This is a genomic window from Enterococcus mundtii (assembly GCF_002813755.1).
Classification (GTDB): Bacteria; Bacillota; Bacilli; order Lactobacillales; family Enterococcaceae; genus Enterococcus_B; species Enterococcus_B mundtii.
Genome location: NZ_CP018061.1, coordinates 2512945 through 2536766 on the forward strand (window position 1 = coordinate 2512945; position 23822 = coordinate 2536766).

Annotated in this window: 21 protein-coding genes; 3 read left to right on the forward strand and 18 right to left on the reverse strand. The window is 38.4% G+C overall.

All coding sequences use genetic code 11. From position 1 onward, the window contains the following. Positions 1 to 2: 2 nt before the first annotated feature. From EM4838_RS11785 to arfA, 4 genes are all read right to left on the reverse strand, one after another. The gene (locus tag EM4838_RS11785; RefSeq protein WP_010736672.1) at positions 3 to 866 is read right to left on the reverse strand and encodes a carbohydrate ABC transporter permease; all 864 of its coding nucleotides are present in this window, start codon (positions 864 to 866) and stop codon (positions 3 to 5) included. A gap of 14 nt (positions 867 to 880) precedes the next feature. Then, positions 881 to 1777 (reverse strand): carbohydrate ABC transporter permease, encoded by an 897-nt coding sequence (locus tag EM4838_RS11790; protein ID WP_010736673.1) that lies wholly within the window; start codon positions 1775 to 1777, stop codon positions 881 to 883. Between the two features lie 213 nt (positions 1778 to 1990). Beyond that, entirely contained in the window at positions 1991 to 3262 is a 1272-nt protein-coding gene (locus tag EM4838_RS11795; protein ID WP_071867839.1) for an ABC transporter substrate-binding protein, read from the reverse strand. 13 nt (positions 3263 to 3275) lie between these two features. Next, complete coding sequence (gene arfA, locus EM4838_RS11800; protein ID WP_071867838.1) at positions 3276 to 4781, reverse strand: arabinosylfuranosidase ArfA; 1506 nt, start codon at positions 4779 to 4781, stop codon at positions 3276 to 3278. 203 nt (positions 4782 to 4984) lie between these two features. Here arfA and EM4838_RS11805 point away from each other — a divergent pair, with 203 nt between their 5' ends. Further along, entirely contained in the window at positions 4985 to 5875 is an 891-nt protein-coding gene (locus EM4838_RS11805; RefSeq protein ID WP_019723205.1) for an ArsR/SmtB family transcription factor, read from the forward strand. 716 nt (positions 5876 to 6591) lie between these two features. Here EM4838_RS11805 and nadE read toward each other — a convergent pair. The 3 genes from nadE to EM4838_RS11825 all read right to left on the reverse strand — a co-directional run bounded on the left by nadE (position 6592) and on the right by EM4838_RS11825 (position 9968). Continuing rightward, entirely contained in the window at positions 6592 to 7419 is an 828-nt protein-coding gene (nadE, locus tag EM4838_RS11815) for an ammonia-dependent NAD(+) synthetase (RefSeq protein ID WP_071867837.1), read from the reverse strand. A 12-nt stretch (positions 7420 to 7431) separates the two neighbouring features. Beyond that, positions 7432 to 8904 (reverse strand): nicotinate phosphoribosyltransferase, encoded by a 1473-nt coding sequence (locus EM4838_RS11820; RefSeq protein ID WP_010736679.1) that lies wholly within the window; start codon positions 8902 to 8904, stop codon positions 7432 to 7434. Positions 8905 to 9608: 704 nt separating this feature from the next. Next, a complete protein-coding gene (locus EM4838_RS11825; protein ID WP_023520312.1) occupies positions 9609 to 9968 on the reverse strand; it encodes a DUF1827 family protein in 360 nt (119 codons plus the stop codon). A 191-nt stretch (positions 9969 to 10159) separates the two neighbouring features. Between EM4838_RS11825 and EM4838_RS11830 the strand changes: the two genes are divergently transcribed. After that, positions 10160 to 10912: a MerR family transcriptional regulator gene (locus EM4838_RS11830; RefSeq protein WP_071867836.1), complete on the forward strand. Its 753-nt coding sequence runs from the start codon at positions 10160 to 10162 to the stop codon at positions 10910 to 10912. A 154-nt stretch (positions 10913 to 11066) separates the two neighbouring features. On the opposite strand, the gene tnpA is transcribed toward EM4838_RS11830, so the two are convergent. The 6 genes from tnpA to groES all read right to left on the reverse strand — a co-directional run bounded on the left by tnpA (position 11067) and on the right by groES (position 16693). After that, positions 11067 to 11522: an IS200/IS605 family transposase gene (tnpA, locus tag EM4838_RS11835; RefSeq protein WP_100917284.1), complete on the reverse strand. Its 456-nt coding sequence runs from the start codon at positions 11520 to 11522 to the stop codon at positions 11067 to 11069. A gap of 197 nt (positions 11523 to 11719) precedes the next feature. Next, positions 11720 to 12643, reverse strand: a complete 924-nt coding sequence (locus EM4838_RS11840) for a LacI family DNA-binding transcriptional regulator (RefSeq protein ID WP_071866412.1) — start codon at positions 12641 to 12643, stop codon at positions 11720 to 11722. Positions 12644 to 12659: 16 nt separating this feature from the next. Beyond that, entirely contained in the window at positions 12660 to 12932 is a 273-nt protein-coding gene (locus EM4838_RS11845; protein ID WP_071866413.1) for a hypothetical protein, read from the reverse strand. A 72-nt stretch (positions 12933 to 13004) separates the two neighbouring features. Then, the gene (locus EM4838_RS11850) at positions 13005 to 14411 is read right to left on the reverse strand and encodes a PTS sugar transporter subunit IIC (protein WP_071866414.1); all 1407 of its coding nucleotides are present in this window, start codon (positions 14409 to 14411) and stop codon (positions 13005 to 13007) included. 335 nt (positions 14412 to 14746) lie between these two features. Then, on the reverse strand, positions 14747 to 16372 hold the full coding sequence (gene groL / locus EM4838_RS11855; protein WP_010736685.1) for a chaperonin GroEL: 1626 nt from the start codon (positions 16370 to 16372) through the stop codon (positions 14747 to 14749). Positions 16373 to 16408: 36 nt separating this feature from the next. Further along, entirely contained in the window at positions 16409 to 16693 is a 285-nt protein-coding gene (gene groES / locus EM4838_RS11860; RefSeq protein WP_019723198.1) for a co-chaperone GroES, read from the reverse strand. Between the two features lie 700 nt (positions 16694 to 17393). Here groES and EM4838_RS11865 point away from each other — a divergent pair. Then, positions 17394 to 18056 carry a CPBP family intramembrane glutamic endopeptidase gene (locus tag EM4838_RS11865; RefSeq protein ID WP_071866415.1) on the forward strand — a complete coding sequence of 221 codons (663 nt, stop codon included), beginning with the start codon at positions 17394 to 17396 and terminating at the stop codon, positions 18054 to 18056. A gap of 172 nt (positions 18057 to 18228) precedes the next feature. Here the strand turns inward: EM4838_RS11865 and EM4838_RS11870 are convergent, their stop codons facing one another. Genes EM4838_RS11870 through yycF form a run of 5 tightly spaced genes read right to left on the reverse strand, consistent with a single transcriptional unit; the run spans position 18229 to position 23822 of the window. Beyond that, positions 18229 to 19038, reverse strand: coding sequence for an MBL fold metallo-hydrolase (locus EM4838_RS11870; RefSeq protein WP_071866416.1), 810 nt, complete (start codon positions 19036 to 19038; stop codon positions 18229 to 18231). A 54-nt stretch (positions 19039 to 19092) separates the two neighbouring features. Further along, positions 19093 to 19965, reverse strand: a complete 873-nt coding sequence (locus EM4838_RS11875; RefSeq protein ID WP_010736689.1) for a two-component system regulatory protein YycI — start codon at positions 19963 to 19965, stop codon at positions 19093 to 19095. A 2-nt stretch (positions 19966 to 19967) separates the two neighbouring features. Next, positions 19968 to 21275, reverse strand: coding sequence for a YycH family regulatory protein (locus EM4838_RS11880; protein WP_071866417.1), 1308 nt, complete (start codon positions 21273 to 21275; stop codon positions 19968 to 19970). Next, positions 21272 to 23113 (reverse strand): cell wall metabolism sensor histidine kinase WalK, encoded by a 1842-nt coding sequence (walK, locus tag EM4838_RS11885; protein WP_071866418.1) that lies wholly within the window; start codon positions 23111 to 23113, stop codon positions 21272 to 21274. Before walK ends, EM4838_RS11880 begins: the two co-directional genes overlap by 4 nt. 4 nt (positions 23114 to 23117) lie before the next feature. After that, on the reverse strand, positions 23118 to 23822 hold the full coding sequence (yycF, locus tag EM4838_RS11890; protein ID WP_019723593.1) for a response regulator YycF: 705 nt from the start codon (positions 23820 to 23822) through the stop codon (positions 23118 to 23120).

Consider the following 23822-nt stretch of genomic DNA (forward strand, 5'->3'; position numbering starts at 1 on the left):
TCTCACTCTTTCATGCCAGACATTGCAGTTCCTTGTACAAAGTATTTTTGAGCAAAAATATAAATGATCAACAATGGCAACATCGAAATAACTGTTCCTGCCATCACCGGTCCATAAAATGATATATTTTGTCCAGTGAATAAAGCTAATCCTGCAGGTAACGTCCGCATTTTCGAACTTGTTGTCAAAATCAGTGGATACAATAAATCATTCCAACTGTTCATCAACGTAAAGATTGCTAGTGATAGAAGTGTTGGCTTGCTCAAAGGCAACATGATCTTCAAGAAAATCTTGAACTCACCTAACCCGTCAATACGTGCGGCTTCTTCCAATGAATCTGGTAAAGTCACAAAAAACGACCGCATCATAAATATCCCAAAAGCAGTAGTCATCCGAGGAATGATCAATCCGGCATACGTATCTAACATACCTAAAAAGTTTGCTTGGATGAACAGTGGGATCATGAAGACTTGAAATGGGATCATCATCGTTAACAAAACAAAGTAAAACAACACCGATTTCCCTTTGAAGCGCATCCGAGCAAAAGCATACCCTGCAAGAGAATCAAAGAAAACAGAAGTGATCACTGTCCCACCTGCAAAGATTACTGTGTTTTTGATGTAATCTAACAACGGAATAGTCGTCCAAACCTTGATATAATTCTCAAAGGTATATTCATCTGCAAAAATTCTCGGGGGAAAAGAAATAATGTCTTTTTCATATTTGAACGAGGAAATGATCAACCATAGAAAAGGAAAAGCGATAATCAATAATACGAGTAACATTCCGACGACACGTAACCATTTCTTTCCATCAAACTTTTTCCGACGATTCGTTGAAACTGCTGTATAACTTTCCGAAAGCATATTATTACTCCCCCCTATTTCATTTGTTTTTCTTTTCTTGACATATATAAATTGGTCGAAATTGCCAGCACAGCTACAATGACAAACAGTACTGAAGATAATGCGGAAGCATAGCCTAACTCATATGGAGCGGTGAAGCCGCGACTATAAATGTATTGGACAGCTGTTTCCGTTTTGAATTGTGGTCCGCCGTTCGTTGCCACATATACTTGGTCAAACACTTGCATGGAACCAATCAAGTTGGTCAAGATACAAAAACCAAGAGATGGGACGATCTGCGGTAACGTGATATTAAAGAATTGTTGACGATTGGTTGCTCCATCCATTTGCGCTGATTCGTAAAGCGAAGGGGAGATTCCTTGAATAGCAGTGATCAGGATCGTCATTGTGACACCGAAATTTTTCCAAACCGTCATCAGCGCAACTGTTGGCATTGCTAATGTTGGATCACGGAAAAATTGTGGAATCGGCAAACCTACTTGTGAGAAAAGGTAAGGGATAGCCCCAACGTTTGGGTCAAGCAACATTGAAAAGATGATTGCAATGGATGTTAAGGAACAAATAACAGGGATATAAAAAGTTGAGCGACAAAAGCGATTGAAACGAGTATTCTTTGACAAGATCACCGCAGCTAATAAACCAACGATAATCTGTGTTGGTGTTTCAAGTAAGGTAAAATACAACGTATGGAAAAGTGAATTGACCGCACGTTCATCCCCAAAGATCCGCAAAAAGTTATCCATGCCTACGAACTCTCTTGAAGTAAAAAAGATGTTCAAATCAGTAAAACTGATCGCAAATGTACCAATCAGTGGCACCACTGTGAATAACAGTAGAATCAAAAAGGATGGCACTAAAAACAAATAAGCCGCTCGATCCGGTCGGTTCCAGTATCTGGTGAATGCTTTCATTTCGTCTATTTCCCCTCTTTCTTATTCGATGGATTCCTTGATGAAAAGTTCAAGCGATAAAAAATCAGACCAAGAAAGGAAAGAAGTTTTTCTCGAAAAAGGAAAACGAAAGCGATAAATATGTTTTTGCAATTTATAGACTTTCGCCTTATCTTCTACGAGATTACTTCTGTTTCCTTTGTTGTTTTGATTTCATTGTGAACTGTTACTCGATTATTCCTTCAATAGATCATTGATCTGATCATCTGCATCATTCATGAGTTGCTCTGGATCTTCACCAGCCAACAATTTTTCGATCAATGGATTGATGATATCATTATTGATTGCTGCGATTTTCGTGAATCCTGGTAGATAAGGTTCAGCATATTCCATTTGTTTGGATAGTTCCGATACGATAGGATCATTCTTCACTTCTTCATCTTCTGCAACTGATGATAAGTAGGCAGGGAAGCCATTTTCAATACTCCATTTTTTACCGATTTCACTTGTGTTCCAGTATTTTAGGAATTCATAGATTGCCTCTTTTTTATCACTATCTGTACTTGCTGGGATGGCATAACCAACACCATCTAAAATCGCTGTTTTTTCACCGTCCGTACTTGCTTGCGGTAATGTCGTTACACCATAATCGATTTCGTTTGCTTTCAAGCCGTTATTCAACCACGGTCCGTTGATGATGATCGATAATTGCCCAGCGTTCATCAAGTTATCCATCTCTGCTCCTGAAATCGATTCTGGTCCTGCTTTATCGACATGGATCATTTTTTGGATGGCTGTTAGTGTTTCAAGATTTTCTGGTGAAGCGAACTCAGATTTTGTATAATCATCGCTGACAAGTTTTCCTCCATTTGCCTTCATCCAGTTATAAAGTGGCGCAGTACCATCTTTATTGAAGACAAAACCTGAGACATTTTTACTACTATCGGTCAGTTGCGGAGCCATCTCTGTTAATTCTGTCCAAGTAGTTGGTGGTGTTGTTTCATCCAAGCCAGCTTGTTTGAATAATTCTTTGTTCCAATACATATACATCCCTTGTACTTGCATCGGAATAAAATATTGCTGATCATCCACCATTCCTAGATCTACCGCAGTATCTTTGAAATCTCCTTTATCCACACCGTCATACTCCCAGAAATCATCTACAGGCTGCACAGCCCCATTCTCCACATATTGAGCAAAATCAGCGTAGTTCAGTGCAACAAAATCTGGCGCTTTTTTTGAAGAAATAGCCGTTGGTAATTTTTCATTCAAATTAGCCCATGTCATCACATCCATCTCAATCGTGATGTTTTTGTCATTATTCTTATTAAAATCATTGACGATTTCTTGTAAGATTTCCCCGTCAGAAGCTGTAAACCCATTCCAAAAAGAGAGTGTGACTTCTCCGTCATTTTTACTTTGGGAAGAAGCACCACCGCCACAAGCACCTAATATTCCAGTCGCAGCCAACAACAATGAACCAATAATCAATTTTTTTCCTCGCATCTCTATCTCCTCCTTATTTGTTCGGGGTCAAGCTTGTACGGATCACATTCCAAGATAACGGTTTCAATTTGCAATTCAACTGATTTTCTTTATGTTCGTAGGCTTTTGAAGACACAGGTTTGATTTGCTCATTTCCTGCTTGATTGACCGCTTTGATTTCATAGCCAGACATCTCTGAAAACTCGATGACTTCCTCAATCTTTAAGTCAGAAAATTGTAGATCTAAACTCATCTCTTCTTCTCCACGATTCACTGCAAAGATCACCAACTCATTTTTTTCTTCATTAAGCACTGCAATACTTTCTAAATATGGGACTGTATCAAACTCACTCGTTGCATACGTATCGACAGTGATTTCAGGTCGTAAAGCAATACCTTGTCCTAAAGTCGCGACTTGCATAAACGGATAATAGATTGTTTGACGCCATGCTTCACCGTCTTCTTCTGTCATGATCGGAGCAATCACGTTGACTAGCTGCGCCAGACAAGCAATTTTTACTCGATCAGAATGTTTTAACAAAGTGATCAATAAACAGCCCAATACTAAAGCATCCTCAAAATTATAGTGATCTTCTAATAAAGGTGGGGCAACTTGCCATGGCTTGACTGTTTGATCATGTTCTGTCGAATGATACCAAATATTCCATTCATCAAAAGATAGATTGATTTGTTTCTTGCTGTGTTTTTTCGCCTTGATTGCATCACACATCGCAACAACACCAGAGATGAACTGATCCATATCGACTGAACGAGCTAAATAATTTTTCAAATCATTTGTTTGATTGCCATAATACTGATGCAATGAAAGATAATCGATTTGTTCATAGGCTTGATCCAATACAGTCAATTCCCACTCACCGAATGTCGGCATTTGACTATTCGAGCTGCCACATAAAACGACTTCGATCGATTCATCGACAAGTTTCATTGCTTTCGCTGTTTCTTCTGCCAGCCGTCCATACTCCGCTGCTGTCTTATGACCGATTTGCCAAGGACCATCCATTTCATTGCCTAAACACCACGTCTTGATCGCAAAAGGTTCGGTTTGTCCATTTGCTATTCTTTGCTCACTCCAATAAGTACCACTAGGATAATTGCAATATTCTACTAGATTTCTTGCAGCATCTAAGCCACGTGTTCCAAGATTGACCGCCATATTGATCTCAGCGCCCACTTCTTGACACCACGCAGCAAATTCATGCACACCCACTTGATTTGTTTCTAAAGATCGCCAAGCAAGGTCTAATCTTTTCGGCCGCTCCGCTATAGGACCCACGCTATCTTCCCAATTGAACCCAGAAACAAAATTCCCACCTGGATACCGGATCAATGGTACCGATAAATCTTTGACCAGCTCCATGACGTCTTGGCGAAATCCCTTATCATTTGCAGTCGGATGATCCGGTTGATAGATCCCTCCATACACTGCACGTCCCATATGTTCAATAAACGAGCCATACAAACGACGATCGATTTCCCCTATCTTTTGCACACGACTAACTGACATTACAGCTTCCATATGTCCCCTCCTTTAATTTATACATGAATCATATCTTTCTTTGAAAGCGTTGTCAATAATAATATTATTAAATATAAAAATATTTTTACATTATAATTAACATAAATATTAATTATATATATTAGTTTTATGATATTAACCTATAAATTAATATTTATGTTAATATATAGTTAAACAAAAACCTAAATAAGAGGTGAAAAATCATGCAACTCCAAATCAATGAAGAATCATTACCTGTTTATGAAGCTTTAGCTAGTAAAACAAGGATAAAAATCATCCAGTTACTTTCAAAAAACAAAATGAATATCAAAGAGCTTGCCCAAGCACTCGGTATCAGTAGTGCGATTACAACAATGCATGTAAAAAAACTTGAAGAAGCAAATATCATCAAATCTGAAAAAATAGGTCAAAAAAAAATTTCCAGCTTACGTGTCGATAAAATCAACATCACGTTTCCAGAAAAAATCTTCAATGCCTTTGATACGAAAGAAACATCGATCCCTATCGGTCATTATACCCGCTATTCAATCGAGCCGACATGCGGTCTGGCAACGATCCATGATTTTATCGGCAAAGTCGATGAACCACGTTACTTTGCCGATCCACGACGAATGGATGCACGGATTCTGTGGTTTACAAGCGGATTTGTTGAATATCAAACACCAAACTTCCTAAACGAAGAAGATACTTTGGAAATGTTGGAATTGTCCGTTGAGCTGTCTTCCGAGTTTCCCTTTTCGAACGACAATTGGCCATCGGATATCACTTTCAGCCTAAACGGCGTGGAATTAGGTAACTGGACAAGCCCAGGAGATTTCGCAGACATTCGTGGAAAACATACCCCAGACTGGTACCCAGATAATCTAAATCAATACGGACTATTGAAAACAATCCGTATCACTAAACATTTGACCAATATCAACGGCGAACCATTATCTGAAATCACGATCAATGACATCCCAAGAAACGAAGACGTCTGGACCTTCCGCATCGAAGTCAAAGAAGACGCCAAAAACGTCGGTGGCTGCACCCTATTCGGCAAAGGCTTCGGCAACTACGATCAAGATATCAAGATGAAGGTGTATTATAGTTAAGGTTGTGAAAGAAGCGTTCAGCACTGAGTAATAAGACAGAACCATCGAAAATGGCTTTTTCATTTTTGATGGTTTTGGCTTATTATTGAAGTGTTGCTTCTTGAACACCGTTTATCTAGGTTGTGAAAAAAGCGTCTTGACCTGAGCAGTAAGCTGGGAAATCAGAAAATAGCTTTCCATATTTTTTGATTTTTCAGTTTACTGTTGAAGGTCAGCTTTTGGAACACCGTTTATCATAGGTTGTGAAAGAAGCGTTCAGCACTGAGTAATAAGACAGAACCATCGAAAATGGCTTTTTCATTTTTGATGGTTTTGGCTTATTATTGATAGGACGACACTTATAAAACTGTATGGAGAAAATAAACCGGCAATGACAGTAGTAATAGTAGCTGGATTGATTGATCCAAGATTCAAAGTAGAAATAGATGCTATTGTCGCTATCAAATGATTTTCTTAAGGAACATCGATTTGTTTCAGACTGCCAAAGAGTGCCAATCAAGGATAGCCAATCCTATTTTGTTTCTTTCAATATTGACTCTTCTAATGTGGACAATTTGATTATTAAGCATTCTTTTCTATGAGAATGAAGCAAAGCAATAAAAATTTCCATCTTGAAAATACACTGGAGAGCAAAAAACGAATACAAACAAAAACAAACCGTGAATCCCTTGATCAACAAAGGATTCACGGTTTATTTGATTATTTTTTCACTTCATTTATTTCCAAAAATCATCAAAGATCGAAATTGGCAAATGACGTTTATGCTGTGTTTTATTCCACCATTGCTCGATTTTTTGCTGTGCATCTGCAGGAATTTCTTTTCCTTCCAAATAGTCGTCGATTTCATCATATGTGACACCTAATGCGACTTCATCAGCAATCATCGGCTTGCCTTCTTCAAGGTCAGCTGTTGGCACTTTGGTATAGAGATGTTCTGGCGCGTCTAAAGCCTTCAACAATGCTTTTCCTTGGCGTTTATTCAAGCGGAACAATGGCAAAATATCTGCCCCACCGTCACCATATTTCGTAAAGAAGCCAGTAATATTTTCAGCTGCGTGGTCGGTACCGATCACAGCCCCTGCGCGTTGTCCTGCAACCGCATATTGCGTGATCATTCGTTGACGCGCTTTAATATTTCCTTTATTGAAATCACTGATTTCTACACCTGCTTCAATCAACGCTTGCGTTTGCGCATCTACTGCAGGTTTGATATTTACACGTAATTGGACGTCTGGTTGGATAAAATCTAACGCAGCTTTAGCATCTTCTTCATCTGCCTGTTCTCCATAAGGCAAACGTACACCGATGAACTGGTAACTGTCATCTTTCGTTTCTTCCCGCATTTCTTCCATTGCTAATTGAGCTAAGCGTCCAGCTAAAGTAGAATCTTGTCCTCCACTGATACCTAAAACCAAGGTTTTTAAGAAGGGATTCTTTTTCAAATATTCTTTCATGAAATCGATACTCACACGAATTTCATTTTGAGGATCGATGACTGATTTCACGCCTAATTCTTCGATGATTGCTTGTTGTAAATGATTCATCTTCCATTCCTCCTATAGTTCACTCGTTAATTGTGTGACGCTTTTTTTCATTCGTTCCATGATTGCCATCTTATGATTCCAGCAATCTGTTGATAGATCCACAGGATATTTTTGCGGATTCAAATCACGTTTGTATTCTTCCCAAAGAGAATCTAAGTTTCCTCTGGTATACTCTTTGATTTCTTCTAATGTCGGTAAGTCATAGACTCTCGTTCCTTCAACAAAAATATCTTGTAAAATTGGCCGAGCTGTAAAATCACGAACGGTTTTATTGATAAAGGTATGTGTCGGGTGGAACATGAAGATCTCTTCTTCTTGTCGAGGATCTTCATCCCATAGCGTCACATAATCGCCTTCTGATTTTCCATCAAAGTTACGAGTGATACGCCATACTTGTTTTTTACCTGGTGTAGTAACTTTTTCAGCATTGCTAGACAATTTGATCGTATCGATCATTTCACCTTGTTCATTTTCGATGGATACCAGTTTGAAGACTGCACCTAAAGCCGGTTGGTCATAGGCGGTGATCAACTTTGTTCCCACGCCCCAAACATCGATTTTCGCTTTTTGCATTTTTAAGTTTAAAATCGTCGCTTCATCTAAATCATTTGAGGCATAGATTTTCGCTTCTGTAAAACCAGCGGAATCTAATTGTTCTCTGACCCGTTTCGAAATATACGCCATATCGCCACTATCGATACGTACACCTTGGAAATTGATCTTGTTGCCAAGTTCTTTTGCCACACGGATCGCACTAGGAACACCCGATTTCAAGGTATCGTAAGTATCCACTAGAAAAACACAATCTTTATGTGTCTTTGCATACGCCATAAATGCTTCATAGTCATTCCCATAACTTTGAACAAGAGAATGAGCGTGGGTACCGCTTGCTGGAATCCCGAAAATTTTCCCTGCACGAACATTGCTCGTTGCATCTGCTCCACCAATGTAAGCAGCACGAGTCCCCCAAACCGCAGCATCCAATTCTTGCGCACGACGTGTACCAAACTCCAATAATGGATCGTCACCGATCACTGATTTGATACGAGCCGCTTTCGTCGCGATCAACGTTTGAAAGTTCACCATATTCAATAAGGCTGTTTCTACTAATTGACAATGGGCTAATGGACCTTCCACTTGGATCAATGGCTCATTCGCAAAAACAAGTTCTCCTTCACGAGCGGAACGGACAGTCGCTTTAAATTTGAATTCACGTAAATACGTCAAAAAACCTTCCGGATAAACAGCCATCTCACGAAGATACGCAATATCTGTATCTGTAAATGTCAAATTTTCTAAATAATCTACTAATCGTTCTAACCCTGCAAAAACAGCATAACCATGGTTGAATGGCATCTCGCGGAAGTAACATTCAAAAACTGCATGTTTATCTGCTCTATCTAGTTCCCAGTAAGTCTGCATCATGTTGATCTGGTAAAGATCCGTATGTAGCGTCAAACTGTCATCTGAGTAAGTTGTCGTCATCTTTTTTATTGCTCCTCTTAGCCAATTTTCATTTCTTATCCATTATAACAAAAAAATACCCTAGTAAAAGAAATCTTGTTTTATTTTGTACAAAGTAAAGAAATAAGAGACAGGTTGTGAGAAAGCCGGGCAGCTCCAAGTAGTAAGGCAGAACTTGAGAAAATAGCTTCTCATATTTTTTCAAGTTCTGCCTTACTATTGAAGGAGTTGGCTTTCGAACACCGTTTATCTAGGTTGTGAAAGAAGCGCTCAGCACTGAGTAATAAGACAGGAAAATCAAAAATGGCTTTTTCATTTTGGATTTTCTTGGCTTATTATTGAAGTGTTGCTTTTTGAACACCGTTTATCTAGGTTGTAAAAGAAGCGTTTTGACCTGAGCAGTAAGATGAGAAATCAGAAAATAGTTTTTCATATTTTTTGATTTTTCATCTTACTGTTGAAGGTCAGCTTCTTGAACACCGTTTATCCAGGTTGTGAAAGAAGCGCTCAGCACTGAGTAATAAGACAGGAAAATCAAAAATGGCTTTTTCATTTTGGATTTTCTTGGCTTATTATTGAAGTGTTGCTTCTTGAACACCGTTTATCTAAGTTGTAAAAAAACGCCTAAATCCCAAAAATCAAACTATCTTGGAATTTAGGCGCTTTACTTCCTATCGCTTATTCAATTTAAGATCATCCATAACTTTCTTGCTGTATTGATCGAGCTATGCAATCGTTGCAATGGCTTGTTCTACAATGACGATGTCCTTATTCGGCCGTTTGAACTGAACACCCGCTTCTTCTAATTCTTGCTTGACACCTACATGGATATTGACCGCTGAGCGTTCTGTTTTCAACACTTTTTTGATTGCATAATCAATTTCCTGTTTAGTGATTTTCTTTTTTGTATTGATCATCACTAATTGGACTTGATTATAGGTATCGATCAACAAAATCTGTGTACGATCTAAAGAAAATAGTTTATAAAATCGAATAGCAGAATTTCTAAAAAAGAAATCAACGATTTTTGGATAAAAAGTTTTGATATTCAAGTTACTCGTAATCGGGGTTTCAATCAGTTTCATACTTTTCCTCTTTTCTTAATTTTTTTAATCAACAAAATAAATCGCTTTCATAAAGACGATAAAAAAACAATTTGATTTCCCTCTCTTCGTTTAATAGTATAACATATAATCAATTAGATAAAAAAGATGATTTTTCACTTGACCTTCTCGTTACGTCAAGGATTATGCTAGTTTTGTCAGGAGGGAAAACAATGGAATACACAATTAAGAAAATGGCACAGCTCTCAGGAGTAAGTAGTCGTACACTACGTTTTTACGATGAAATTGATTTACTCAAACCCAAACGGATCAATTCAGCTGGTTATCGTATCTATGGTTCTCAAGAAATCGATCGTCTACAACAAATTTTATTTTATCGATCCTTAGATTTTCCACTGAACCAAATTCGCGAATTATTAGATGATCCTACCTTTGATCATCAACATGCACTCATCGAACATCAGAGAAAACTACTAGAGAAACGAGCAGAAATTGATACTCTCCTGGCAACCGTCCAACAAACATTAGCACAATTCAAAGGAGGAAAAAAGATGACTGACCAAGAAAAATTTGAAGGATTTAAAAAACAAAAAATAACTGAAAATGAAACAAACTATGGCACAGAGATCCGTGGAAAATACGGAGAAGAAACGATCGATAAAGCGAACGAACAATGGCAAAACCTTTCCCAAGAAAAATACCAAGAAATGCAAGAAGTTGAGCAACAATTACTAACGAACTTAACGTCTTATCTGTCTGACCAATCAAATCAGGCACGTGCAAAAGAAATTTTTGATGCACATAAAAAATGGCTATCATTTAGTTGGCCCACGTATCAAGCAGAAGCCCACAAAGGATTAGGTATGCTGTATATCTCAGATGAACGTTTTACTGAATACTATGATTCTCGTTGTGGTAAAGGCGCCGCTGTAGCATTGAATGAGATCATCCAAGCTCATGCATAAAATCATAACCACCCTTCAAAAGGGTGGTTTGCTCTAGGGCTATAAGCCCTTAACACCGGCCAGCGCCTAAAGACGCTGGCTTTCTCATTTCATGTTCAAGCCATATTGCCTTTGTCACTTTTGCCTACCTTTAAAAAGGTGTTTGTTCTACTCTCTAACCCTTAAAAGGGTCCTCGTATTCTCGAACGCTCAATTTATCTAGCGCTATATCATGTTTCTCTTGTTCTTGAATGTATTTCCTTATGGTCGCTTCATTCAATCCCACTGTGCTTACATAATATCCTTCTGCCCAAAAATGTCGATTGCCAAATTTATATTTTAAATTTGCATGTTTATCAAAAATCATCAATGCACTCTTTCCTTTAAGATAACCCATAAAACTTGACACGCTTATTTTTGGTGGGATACTCAATAATAGATGGACGTGATCTGGCATCATATGTCCTTCCAAGATTTCTACTCCCTTATACTTACATAGTCGTTTGATAATTTCTTGAATACTTGCTCGATATTGATTATAGATGATTTTTCTTCTATACTTTGGTGTGAATACAATGTGGTATTTGCACAGCCACTTTGTATGGGCTAAACTATTTGCTTTATTAGCCATTTCTTTTCCCTTCCTTTCGTTATCAATATGACCTGAACAATCATATTTTAACGATAGGAAGGGCTTTTTGGTAGAACCTTTTATTCCCCACCCGCATAGCAGGTGGTTTTCTGTTTCACTCGCTTTGCGAGCTCAACTTGGTCTAAAGACAATAATAAAAAAAGACAAATCCTTTTTGTGGATTTGTCTTTTTTATTTTACGGACGTTGAATAAAAGTATACGGAATCTTTACTTGTTCGACTGTATCATTCAAAAACAAACGAAAAGCGGTTTCACCACATTGTTTCAGATGGTGATCAATTGTTGAAAAATTTAATAATTCACTAATCAGCATATTTTCCCTACCAACGATCGGTATTTTTTGGTTTTTATAACTTTGGAGAACTCCGGCTGCTACTGTGTCTGAATTCGTGAAAATGCCATCAATTCCTCGTTCCTTAAAAAATCCCCCTGCTTGTTTCCCATGTTCGGTATCAATACACTGCCAGTAGACATCAGCTTCATTAAATTCAGGAAAAATCTCTTTACACAGTTTCAATGTGATTTTTGAATTGTAACTCATTCGACCGGTTCTTCCTAAGGTGACACCTACACGTTTGACACCTTGATCTTTTAAAAAGGATAAGCCATCAGTAATCGATTGTTTCCGATCAATATAGACACTCGTTACTTCCAAGTCTTCGATCTTTTCGCAAAAGACGATAGGGCCATAGCGTTGATAATCAAGCAACAACTCTAAGGGATTTGCTCTTGATGTAATGATCAATCCGTCAAATGCTTTCGCCGCAAACTCTTCTAAATATTGTTGTTCCCGTTTTATTTGGTAGTTTGTTGGCAACAATGTCACTTTATAGCCCTCACTAAAAGCGACTTCAATGATTCCACTGAGCAACTGATCAAAATATGGGTGATTTGTGTAAGGTAAAATGACACCAATATTTTTAGTTTTTCCAGAACTTAGTTGTCTGGCATTGGCATTCGGTACATAATTTAATTCTTTGATCACTTTCAAGATCTCTGTTCGTTTCGCTTCATCGACATAAGGATGTTGATTGATGACACGGGATACCGTCGAAACAGAATATCCTGTTCGTTTGGCTATATCTCGGATGTTTGCCATGACTACTGTTCGCCACCTATACAAAAAGATTTTCTTGTAGATAGTCTACCACAGCGGGTCCACATTCGAAAAATTGATACAATGTTCCTTGGTCGTAGAAACTGATTCGTTGACCACCCCAATAATTATCCTTGGTCAAACCAGAAATATCTGCTAAATTGATTTTTTTGATCACCGATCGATTAAGGCCTTGAAAACTAGACAACACGAGCATGGAATCTTTAAATTCAACAAATGCGTAAAAACATTGATCCTTTGTGCCTTGCGTTGCTTTGATATAGGTATTCATAAGAAGCCCTCCTTTATTTATGCTTTGAGTATACGGTATGAAACGCGTCTCATAGCAAGGAGTTTGCTTCTTTTATTCCTCTGGTTCACCTAGATTAGGATCTAAACGGTTTGCAGCCAAGATAAATGGTGCCCAAATCAAAGCAGCGACTAAGAGATTGACGATCGTCAAGACGATGGCACGCCAGTCACCTGCGGTTGCTAAGAACCCACTGATAATCGTTGGCATGACCCAAATCACATTTACCACCACTGGGCGAACCAGTCCGGCCATTGTCGCGAAGTAAGCGATGGTTGCCGTTACAAGTGGTGCGACGATGAATGGGATCATCAACAATGGATTCAATACGACTGGTAGACCAAACATCACTGGTTCATTGATATTGAACAAACCAGGAGCAATCCCTAGCTTACCAACTGTTTTATAATCGGCACGTTTTGATAAAAATAAAATCATGACGATCAATACCAACGTTACGCCGGCACCACCAGGCCATACGAATGCTTCAAATGAACCTGCTACCCATTTGAAAGGGATTGGTTCATTATTTTGAAAAGCATTGGTATTTTCGACCATCGCTGTACCATAAAGTGTCTGTAATACTGGTGACATGATGTTTGTTCCATGTAATCCAAAGAACCAAAGCACATGAACAAGTAACACGATAATAAATACTGCACCATACCCTTGCGATAAATTCATCAAAGGTTTTTGAATCGCTTCAGAGATCCAGTCAATCAATGGTACTCCTGCTGTTTGTCGGAAGATATAATTGATCGTTCCCACAACATATAAAGAAACAACTGCAGGAATGATTGCGGCAAAAGCACGTGCAACTGCTGGTGGCACTGATTCTGGCATTCTGATAATAATTTTTTTACGCATCAATAGTGCAAAAATGATAACAGAAATAAAACCAAAGATCATAGCTGTAAAAAGACCAGAACCGCCCATGTATTTCCCAAAGTTGAAATAACCCCAAGCGCCCATTGAAAGCGTCTGTCCACCATCAGCACCATCAGCAATCACGCCGCCTGCTGTAGTGATCATGTCCATCGCATCTTGTGACAATTTTTCTGGCAACGTCAAAACAGCTGTGGCAGCATCAGGTAATCCAATAATAAATGCAACTAAAGATACAATACTTCCTGATACAGGGTCCACTTCATATGCCTTTGCCAAATTTGCACCTAGTGACAATGCGAATACGACCGCCATAATCGCTAGCGTACCATTCCAAATCAACCCATTCACACCAATTACTGGTGTAAAGAAAGTCGTAATGGCATTCCCGTCACCTAGATACGTGTTAGGAAAATCACGCATAAACGCATTCAATAGCACAGCAATTGCCCCAGCCATCGTTGCCGGCATGGTTCCAATAAACGCATCACGTAAAGCAACCAGATGCTTTTCCGAACCAATCTTCGTGGCAACTGGCAAGATATATCTCTCCATCCATTCCATCAATTTATTCATTTTCATCCTCCTACAATTCGATCTCCTATCACTATGAATGCGTATACATTATAATGATATCACAAATATAGCATAACTTTGTGAACTTCGCTAGCGAAAGAGTGAAAGAAATGTCAAGAGAAATGAAATTTCCGTCAAAGGTAATATTTACGAAATAAACATACAAAAAACGATGATGATTTGATTATCTATTCAGTGGTTTATATCGTTTCTATCTAAACAATATGAATGCACAATCTCATTACTATACACTCGTATTTTGCTCTATTTATGCTTTTTTTCTAAGAAGACAAAAAAAAGAAGAACCTTGATTGAACAAGGTTCTTCTGGAGTTATTACATCATGCCGCCCATCATTGATGGATCCATAGCTGGTGCAGCAGGTGCTGCTGGTTCTGGTTTATCTGCCACAACTGCTTCAGTTGTTAATAGTAATGCAGATACAGATGCTGCATTTTGTAATGCTGAACGAGTTACTTTTGTTGGGTCAACGATTCCGGCTTCCACCATGTTTACCCATTCACCAGTTGCTGCATTGAATCCTGTTCCTAAATCAACATTTTTCAATTTATCAACAATAACTGATCCTTCATAACCAGCATTTTCAGCAATTTGGCGAATTGGTTCTTCTAATGCACGAGTAACGATCTTGATACCTGTTGCTACATCGCCCTCTGCTTCGATCATGGCTACTTTGTTGATCACGTTCACTAATGCTGTACCACCACCAGAGACCATACCTTCTTCAACAGCAGCACGAGTAGCGTTCAACGCATCTTCAATACGTAGTTTCAATTCTTTTAATTCTGTTTCAGTTGCTGCTCCGACTTTTACGACTGCTACTCCGCCAGCAAGTTTCGCTAAGCGTTCTTGTAATTTTTCACGGTCAAAGTCTGAAGTAGTTTCAGCGATTTGGTTTTTGATCAATTGAACACGTGCATCAATGGCTGTTTTATCGCCTGAACCTTCAACGATTGTTGTGTTGTCTTTATCCACAACTACTTTTGAAGCATTTCCTAAGTTTTCGATTGTTGCATCTTTCAATTCTAATCCTAGGTCATCTGTAATCACTGTACCACCAGTCAAGACAGCAATATCTTCTAACATTGCTTTACGACGGTCGCCGAAACCTGGTGCTTTTACAGCAACAACATTGAATGTTCCACGGATTTTATTCAATACCAATGTTGGTAACGCTTCGCCATCCACGTCATCAGCAATGATCAATAAAGGACGTGATTGTTGTAAGATTTGTTCTAATAAAGGTAAGATATCTTGGATATTTGAAATTTTCTTGTCAGTGATCAACAAGTATGGATTTTCCAAAACAGCTTCCATTTTGTCGTTGTCTGTTACCATATATTGTGACAAGTAACCACGGTCAAATTGCATACCTTCTACGACATCTAATTCTGTTTCGATTCCTTTAGATTCTTCAATTGTGATAACACCATCATTGCCGACTTTTTCCATTGCATCTGCAATCAAACGGCCCACTTGTTCTGAACCAGAAGAAACAGCAGCAACTTGTGCAATAGCCTCTTTTGAGTCAACAACAGTTGAGATGTTGTGTAATTCTTCCACTGCTGTTTTAGTGGCTAATTCGATCCCACGACGAATACCTAATGGGTTAGCACCAGCTGTGACGTTTTTCAAACCTTCACGGACAATTGCTTGAGTCAAGACAGTCGCTGTCGTTGTACCGTCTCCAGCGATATCATTTGTTTTAGATGCAACTTCTGAAACTAGTTTTGCACCCATGTTTTCGAAATGATCTTCTAATTCGATTTCTTTTGCAATCGTCACACCATCATTTGTGATCAATGGAGAACCATATGATTTTTCTAAAACAACATTACGGCCTTTTGGTCCTAATGTCACTTTTACTGTATCTGCTAATTTATCTACACCACGTAACATTGCTGCACGTGCATCTTCTGCAAATTTCAATTCTTTTGCCATTTTTTCGTCACCTCATCAATTATTTTTGTTTTGTACTTACTCAACAATCGCCATGATATCTTTTCCAGAGACGATCAAATATTCTGTTCCTTCAAATTTCACTTCTGTACCGGCATATTTTTCAAACATTACTTGGTCGCCTACTTTAATAGCTGCAGGAACTTTTTCGCCGTTTTCTAGCAAACGTCCCTCACCCACTGCTACAACTGTTCCAGTTTGAGGTTTCTCTTTCGCTGATGAAGCTAAAACGATTCCTCCAACAGTTTTTTCTTCTTCTTGCGCGACTTCAATGATGACGCGATCACCTAATGGTTTTAACACGATAAATCCCTCCGATAACTCTTTTTTTGAATCCGTTAGCACTCTATCACATCGAGTGCTAACCTACATTTTTAATAATACTCATTCTCCTATTCTTTTGCAAGCTTTTTAAATCATAGAAAAAAAATTTTTAAAGAAGGTTGTGAAAGAAGCGCTCAGCACTGAGTAATAAGACAGAAAAATCAAAAATGGCTTTTTCATTTTGGATTTTTTTGTCTTATTATTGAAGTGTTGCTTCTTGAACACTGTTTATCTAGGTTGTGAAAAAGCCAATCAGCTCCAAGTGTTAAGGAAAAATTTGAGAAAATAGCTTCTCATATTTTTTCAAGTTTTGACTTAATATTGAAGGAGCTGGCTTTTGAACACCGTTTATCTAGGTTGTGAAAGAAGCGCTCAGCACTGAGTAATAAGACAGAAAAATCAAAAATGGCTTTTACATTTTGGATTTTTTTGACTTATTGTTGAAGTGTTGCTTCTTGAACACCGTTTATCAGGTCGTGAAAAAGCCGATCAATACTAACTGATCAGAGAAACATCTTGATATGGTATAATGAATAATGGATAGTGTTTAGTAACACAGAAGTTGATTAAGCTACTAAGTTTCTTCACTTAAAGTTCAACGAAAGGTTGCTTTTCCTATATTATTAGAGCAAGAAAGAAAGTTATACTTGGCTTTTCACTTAGCTCAAGGAGGTTTCATATGTCATTAAAAAAATATAGCTTTTTTAGCATTTTTTGTTACGGACTAGTGTTTGTCTCGCCTTTACTTCTGACATCTGTCGGACTTGTAAATTCAACGTCAGGTTTGATCAATGCAACAACAGTTACGTATATCTTAGGTGCAATCATTCTGTGGTTCTTGTACCTCAAGCATAAAGAACCGATTGAAATCGAAGCAAACGTACCAGTTGCTTCTCGCTCAAAAATCATTTTATATGGAGTCATTGGTATCTTTATCGCTCTGATTTTACAAAGTATTGCGGTTATGATCGAGAGTTTCTTTTTTGGAGAAGTCTCTCCATCTGAAAATACGCAAAATATTATCCAACTGATTTTAGATACTCCTGCTTTTATTATTGCTACAACTATTGCCGGACCAATCATGGAAGAATTTGTATTTCGTCGGAGTATTCTTGGCATCGTTGGTCACTATACTAACTTTTGGGTAGGTGCAAGTGTTAGTTCCTTGCTCTTTGCATTAGCACACAATGATGGGCATTTACTCGTCTACTTCTTTTTAGGATTTTTCTTTAGTTTACTATATCGATCCACTGGGCGAATCTGGGCACCAATGATCACCCATATTGGTATGAATACTCTAGTTGTCATTGTACAATTGGCATTGCAACAAGGTTTACTGTAATATAATAAAAAAAACCTGTGACTTTCATCATCAGGCACTCCCTATAATAAAATAAATAGCATTCAGGAGGTAACTCCTTATGAAATAAGCGGTAAAGCCCAAAAATTCCTTCAAATTTTCGGACTTTACCGCTTATTTCTATGAGCTGTTCACTTCCGTCACAACTGATTGATCAAATTGAAAATAATTCTGTTGCAGCATCCGGGTCAGTGTCGTACACATTGAAATCATATCCCACACCTAGATCTTTTTCCTTAAGAATATTTTCCATAGTCAAATGGGCCAATTCTTTCATATTGTTTTCTTTACTTAAATGGCCTAAATAGATTCGTTTTGTACGATCGCCAATTACATCAGTCATCACTAACGCACCATCTTCATTCGATAAATGACCACGATCGCCTAAAATACGTTGTTTCAAATTCCAAGGATAAGGTCCCATACGCAACATCTCTAGATCATGATTGCTTTCCATCAAGTACCCATCAGCATTTTCAATGATCCCTCGCATATGATCACTACAATAACCTGTATCCGTCAGCATGACAAACGAACGATTCTCTTTATGGAAACGATAAAATTGTGGTGAAGCTGCATCATGGGAAACACCAAAACTCTCGATATCTAAATCGCCAAATGTTTGGACTTTCCCCATCTGAAATAAATGTTTTTGTTCGATTGGGACATTTCCGATCATCGGAGCCATTGCTTCCCATGTTTTTTCATTTGCATAGATATCTAAATGGTACTTACGCGCCAAAACACCTACCCCATGAATGTGATCTCGATGTTCATGTGTCACAAGAATACCGTCTAATTGATCGGGCGTCCGACCGATTTGTGCCATTAAGGAAGTAATTTTTTTCCCACTCAGTCCTGCATCTACCAGAAGTCGCTTTTTGTCACTCTCGATATATAATGAGTTTCCTGAACTCCCACTTGCAAGGATACTGATTTTAAAAGCTGTATTTCCTTCAGCCATTTTACTACTACTTCCCTTCTTACTTTGTAAACTTTTTTCATTATACCTACTTTTTTAATGATCTTCCACCTTTGGGATCGAATTATTTGTAATAATCGTATTACTAAATGCATTGACCGTTTCGATCTGATAGGTCTTATCCGGCGTTTCAATTGCGACATACCACACCGGTACATACACATTTTTCTCTCGTACTTTCAAAATACGAGAGTAAGCCAGTTGACGCCAAAGGATATTCGATCCTCGAGAGATTTTATTATTTACATACAATGTATTAATGGCTTCTTCTTCCGTATGCAATTCTGTTTTTTCTCGCAACTGTTCAATATTCGTTAAATGGGTTTGAGTATACTTCAAAATGCGATACTCATCCCCCTTTTTTTCGAGGGAAAAAATAAGTTTAGCTGTATCATCATAGAATGGCAATCCTTCATACGTTTGGCTCGCTGTGATTTCAGGAGAATCACCTTCTAATACAGAGAAATTTTTCATATAGATATACTCATTACCAAATAAAACATCTTCCTCGTTATCTAAAAAGTCATTGAGTGAACTTGCTATGCGATTTGGATCAAGCACTTTGCTTTCAGATTCAGAGTCCGATAACGTTTTAGTCAATATATTATCATTGATCGAAACGCCACTCTCTAATAAACCACGTCGATTATTATCTTGGCGATACTTGAACAACGTTTGACTCAGTTCCGTTTCCTCCGCACTTAAATAGTATCCTTGCTTACTTTCTGAAGAAAAATCACCCGTATAAGTAATATCATCATTTGCTAACCGTTTTTTGATCGATTCTGTCTGATCTGAGCGTATTACCGTATGCTCTTGGTTGATCGATTCATGGTAACTACTAAACAAAAAAACATTCAATCCTAAAAAGGCGACGAAGAAAATCCATTCAATTTTTTTGAAATCCATAGTTACTCCGCCTCCTTCTCAGGTAGTTTGGTCAATAAGTCATTTGCAGAATACCATTCTCCTTGATATTTCACATACCACTCTGGGAATAGATCAACCACCCGATTCGTTTCTTCGATGTTTTGCCATGTATAGCCAACAATAATCAACTCGATTTTCGATTCTTCTGCCCCATTATCTACTAATTCCTGATATACATCGTCGGTGCTAGGCAACTCGACTTCTTCATCTGAAGGAATCGGGACTTGGATGGTATTTAAACTCGTTTGGATACTTACTTGATTATTCACTTGCTCATTACCGATTTCGATTCCAACTTTTCCTTTACTATCTGAACCAAATACGGGAAATCCTTCTACAAAAATACGATAATCGATTGTATTCTTGTTACGATCAAAATATCGAACATTGCCTAACGCGCCACCTAGTTTGCTGACATAAGGAAAACTGTCCGTAAAAATATTATTTGGTTCATCAATCGTCGGTAAATCTCCTCTAAAATCGACGATCTGATTTTCTGAATGGATCGTCATTGTTTCATTGCCATCATAAAAAATCAATTCCGTACTTTCATCATTGTTTTTAACCGCGTCTGGCTGGGAAAAAAAAGCATTCCGAAAGACGGTGTATGGTTGCTGAGATAAGATATAACTGTATTTTTTTAGTTTCATTGGTTCTTTGATACTGTGCTGTGTCTCAATACTTTCTGGCGTTCTGAATACAGGTGTCCAGTTGACATCTGAAGAATTCAAATCATGTTCTATTTCTTTCCAATCCATCGATAGACTGGCTTCGTAAATCGTCCGCTGATCATAATCAATAAAACTAACTTTTTCGTCTTTTAGATCAAATTGGACACTCGTAAAATAGACATCTTCATTTTGGACTGAACCTAGATCAATATTCAAACCAAATGCTTTCACATAGCCACTGAGTAGATAAGGTGCGTTATAAGAGAATTCGATTCCTTCATTGAGAGACTTCTTTTGATTGAACTTCTCTTGGTCTGCTTCCACGACTTCTGTCAGCTTGCCAAAACGAGCACCTTCGATCAACCCATGTATTTGAGAAATCAGGTTCTCACTATTCGTTTCTTTCACTGTATCTGTTTGAAACCATGTGAGGTGTAAAGGCAAATAAATTTCTGATGCTTTACGATAGCTTTGTGATTCAATCACTTGTGAATTGCTCTCTTCTAAGTTGATTGAAGTTTTCCCTGCTGGACTCAACCAAATTGCATAAGAGAAGTACAGGCTTAATGCAACCATCAAGATCAAACCAATTCGTATAAATTTTTCAGAAATCTTCATTCCCACCATTCCTCCTCATACGGTTCATAAGGTAAAGAAATATAGAAGGTTGAACCTTGTCCCTCCTTACTTTCTGCCCAGATTGCGCCACGATGTGCTTTCACTACTTCGCGAGAGATTGCTAAGCCTAATCCTGTTCCACCTTGCGCTCTAGCTCTTGCTTTATCCACTCGATAGAAACGTTCAAATACACGATTCAAATCTTTTTTAGGGATACCTAGTCCTTGGTCTGTAATACTTAAAATCACATTGTTATGTGTTTCAAGCAACCGGCAAGTGATTGCTCCCCCATCGGGTGAATATTTGATCGCATTGTTCATGATATTGTCAATAACTTGGATGATTTTATCTGTGTCGATCTCGACCCACAGATCTCGTTGCGTAAATTCTCGACGGATCGTATAATTTTTTTCTTGATTACCAACCATCATATCAAAACGATCTAACACAAAATTAACGAGTTCATTAAAATTGACATATTCTAATTGTAATTGGGTATTCCCCGTATCCATGCGAGATAGATTCAGTAGATCATTGATCATGCGGATCATACGATCAGTCTCATCTAAGGTCACTTTTAAAAAGTTCGGTGCGACTTCTTCGTCCTTCCAAGCACCCTCACTCAGTGCTTCGATATAACTACGCATACTTGTTAAAGGCGTACGCAACTCATGGGAAACGTTCGATACGAACTCACGACGTTCCCGTTCTGTTTTCTCTTGTTCCGTTACATCATGTAAAACTGCAACCAACCCACTGATAAAGCCAGATTCTCGACGGATCATCGAAAAATCGACGCGTAAAATCATCTGGTCAGCTTCTCTCGCTCCAGTGGATCGATCTAAAATCATTTCATTCGGATCTTCTAACAGTTTTCGTAACGTGTATTCTTCTTCAATTGCTAAAAGAGTCAAGATTGACTGTCCGATTGCTTCTTCTTTTTTCAAGTCTAATAATGAGACAGCCATATCATTGATCGTAATGATCTTCCCTCGACGATCGGTTGCAATAACGCCATCTGTCATATGTGACAAGACGCTGTCTAACCGATTTCGTTCAGCTTCCATCGTATCTTGCGCTTCCTCGATCCGTTCTGCTAATTGGTTGAACGTTTCAGCCAACTGACCTAATTCATCTTGACCATGGACCTTTACTTTACGGCTATAATCACCACGAGCAATGCGGATCGCTTGCTCACGCATTTCACCGATTGGCTGCGTAATGGAACGTGCGACCAGAACAGACACAACCATTGAGATAAATGCAGCAATTAACGAAGCCGTAAAGAAAATCAGTGCTGTATTATTGATTTCTGAATATTTTTGTTCGATATCACTTTTGACGTAAAGAGCCCCGATGACGGCGTCGCCGGTCGGGGACAAAATCGGTTGAATATTGATATTTACTCGTTTTCCGTCATCATCTAATGCGACATAGCGTTTGGTTGTAAAATCATTCATATCGACGTAATCATTTTTTTTGCCGACTGAACCTTGTTCGCTTACCTCTGTCGTTGCTCGAATGATGCCTTTTTCATCCACGACACGGATCTCGATGATATCACTTGAAGCACTGGTCTCAATAAAACGCTTGATATTCCCATTGACATCATCGATAGTCGCACTTTCATTGCTTTTCCCGTTCAGTTCTGGACTGATCGTTGTCGCTAATGTTTCGACTGTTTGGTTCATATCTTTGATAAAGGTATTGATCGTTGAACGTTCCAATCCTCTAATAAAGTAAGCACCTATAATTTCAATTGAGATCAGTAAAATCAAAATAAATGTAATAGCTATTTTGAAGTTTACTGATCGAAAAAAACGGACTTTTCCTTTCATCCAATTACTCCTGTTCTTGATTACGCAAGTAATACCCTACGCCTCGGCGTGTAACTAAATAGCTAGGATGACTTGGATTATCCTCGATTTTTTCACGCAAACGACGAACGGTCACGTCTACTGTACGAACATCACCAAAATAATCATAGCCCCAGACGGTTTGTAACAAATGTTCCCGTGTCATGACTTGACCAATGTGTTTTGCTAAATAAAAGAGCAGTTCAAACTCACGGTGAGTCAATTCAATCGTTTCGCCACGTTTCGTCACCATATATGCATCGGGATGGATCGTTAAGTCCCCGATGATCAGTTCAGAAGGTGTGACTTCTTCCACTTCTTTGGTAGCAGAAGCGCCACGTCGAAGATTTGCTTTCACACGTGCCACTAATTCACGATTAGAGAACGGTTTGGTCACATAATCATCTGCTCCCAGTTCCAAGCCTAACACTTTATCGATTTCAGAATCCTTAGCTGTCACCATGATGATCGGCATATCAAACGTTTTTCGTACTTCACGAGCCACTTCTAAGCCATCCATCTTTGGCAACATCAAATCTAGTAAAATCAAATCAGGTTCCACTTCGGCTACTTTTGCTAAAGCTTCTTCCCCATCATATGCTGTATAGACGTCATAACCTTCTTTTGCTAAGTTAAATTTGACGATATCCGAAATCGGTTTTTCGTCGTCGACAACTAGTATTTTTTTCAT

Coding starts and splice junctions, on each gene's coding strand:
- yycF (WP_019723593.1), bottom strand. CDS start 23,822: ATGAAAAAAATACTAGTTGTCGACGACGAAAAACCGATTTCGGATATC.
- EM4838_RS11825 (WP_023520312.1), bottom strand. CDS start 9,968: ATGAAACTGATTGAAACCCCGATTACGAGTAACTTGAATATCAAAACT.
- EM4838_RS11870 (WP_071866416.1), bottom strand. CDS start 19,038: ATGGCTGAAGGAAATACAGCTTTTAAAATCAGTATCCTTGCAAGTGGG.
- EM4838_RS11805 (WP_019723205.1), top strand. CDS start 4,985: ATGCAACTCCAAATCAATGAAGAATCATTACCTGTTTATGAAGCTTTA.
- EM4838_RS11850 (WP_071866414.1), bottom strand. CDS start 14,411: ATGAATAAATTGATGGAATGGATGGAGAGATATATCTTGCCAGTTGCC.
- EM4838_RS11840 (WP_071866412.1), bottom strand. CDS start 12,643: ATGGCAAACATCCGAGATATAGCCAAACGAACAGGATATTCTGTTTCG.
- EM4838_RS11790 (WP_010736673.1), bottom strand. CDS start 1,777: ATGAAAGCATTCACCAGATACTGGAACCGACCGGATCGAGCGGCTTAT.
- EM4838_RS11865 (WP_071866415.1), top strand. CDS start 17,394: ATGTCATTAAAAAAATATAGCTTTTTTAGCATTTTTTGTTACGGACTA.
- groL (WP_010736685.1), bottom strand. CDS start 16,372: ATGGCAAAAGAATTGAAATTTGCAGAAGATGCACGTGCAGCAATGTTA.
- arfA (WP_071867838.1), bottom strand. CDS start 4,781: ATGGAAGCTGTAATGTCAGTTAGTCGTGTGCAAAAGATAGGGGAAATC.
- EM4838_RS11875 (WP_010736689.1), bottom strand. CDS start 19,965: ATGGATTTCAAAAAAATTGAATGGATTTTCTTCGTCGCCTTTTTAGGA.
- walK (WP_071866418.1), bottom strand. CDS start 23,113: ATGAAAGGAAAAGTCCGTTTTTTTCGATCAGTAAACTTCAAAATAGCT.
- EM4838_RS11795 (WP_071867839.1), bottom strand. CDS start 3,262: ATGCGAGGAAAAAAATTGATTATTGGTTCATTGTTGTTGGCTGCGACT.
- EM4838_RS11820 (WP_010736679.1), bottom strand. CDS start 8,904: ATGACGACAACTTACTCAGATGACAGTTTGACGCTACATACGGATCTT.
- EM4838_RS11830 (WP_071867836.1), top strand. CDS start 10,160: ATGGAATACACAATTAAGAAAATGGCACAGCTCTCAGGAGTAAGTAGT.
- EM4838_RS11880 (WP_071866417.1), bottom strand. CDS start 21,275: ATGAAGATTTCTGAAAAATTTATACGAATTGGTTTGATCTTGATGGTT.
- tnpA (WP_100917284.1), bottom strand. CDS start 11,522: ATGGCTAATAAAGCAAATAGTTTAGCCCATACAAAGTGGCTGTGCAAA.
- nadE (WP_071867837.1), bottom strand. CDS start 7,419: ATGAATCATTTACAACAAGCAATCATCGAAGAATTAGGCGTGAAATCA.
- EM4838_RS11845 (WP_071866413.1), bottom strand. CDS start 12,932: ATGAATACCTATATCAAAGCAACGCAAGGCACAAAGGATCAATGTTTT.
- EM4838_RS11785 (WP_010736672.1), bottom strand. CDS start 866: ATGCTTTCGGAAAGTTATACAGCAGTTTCAACGAATCGTCGGAAAAAG.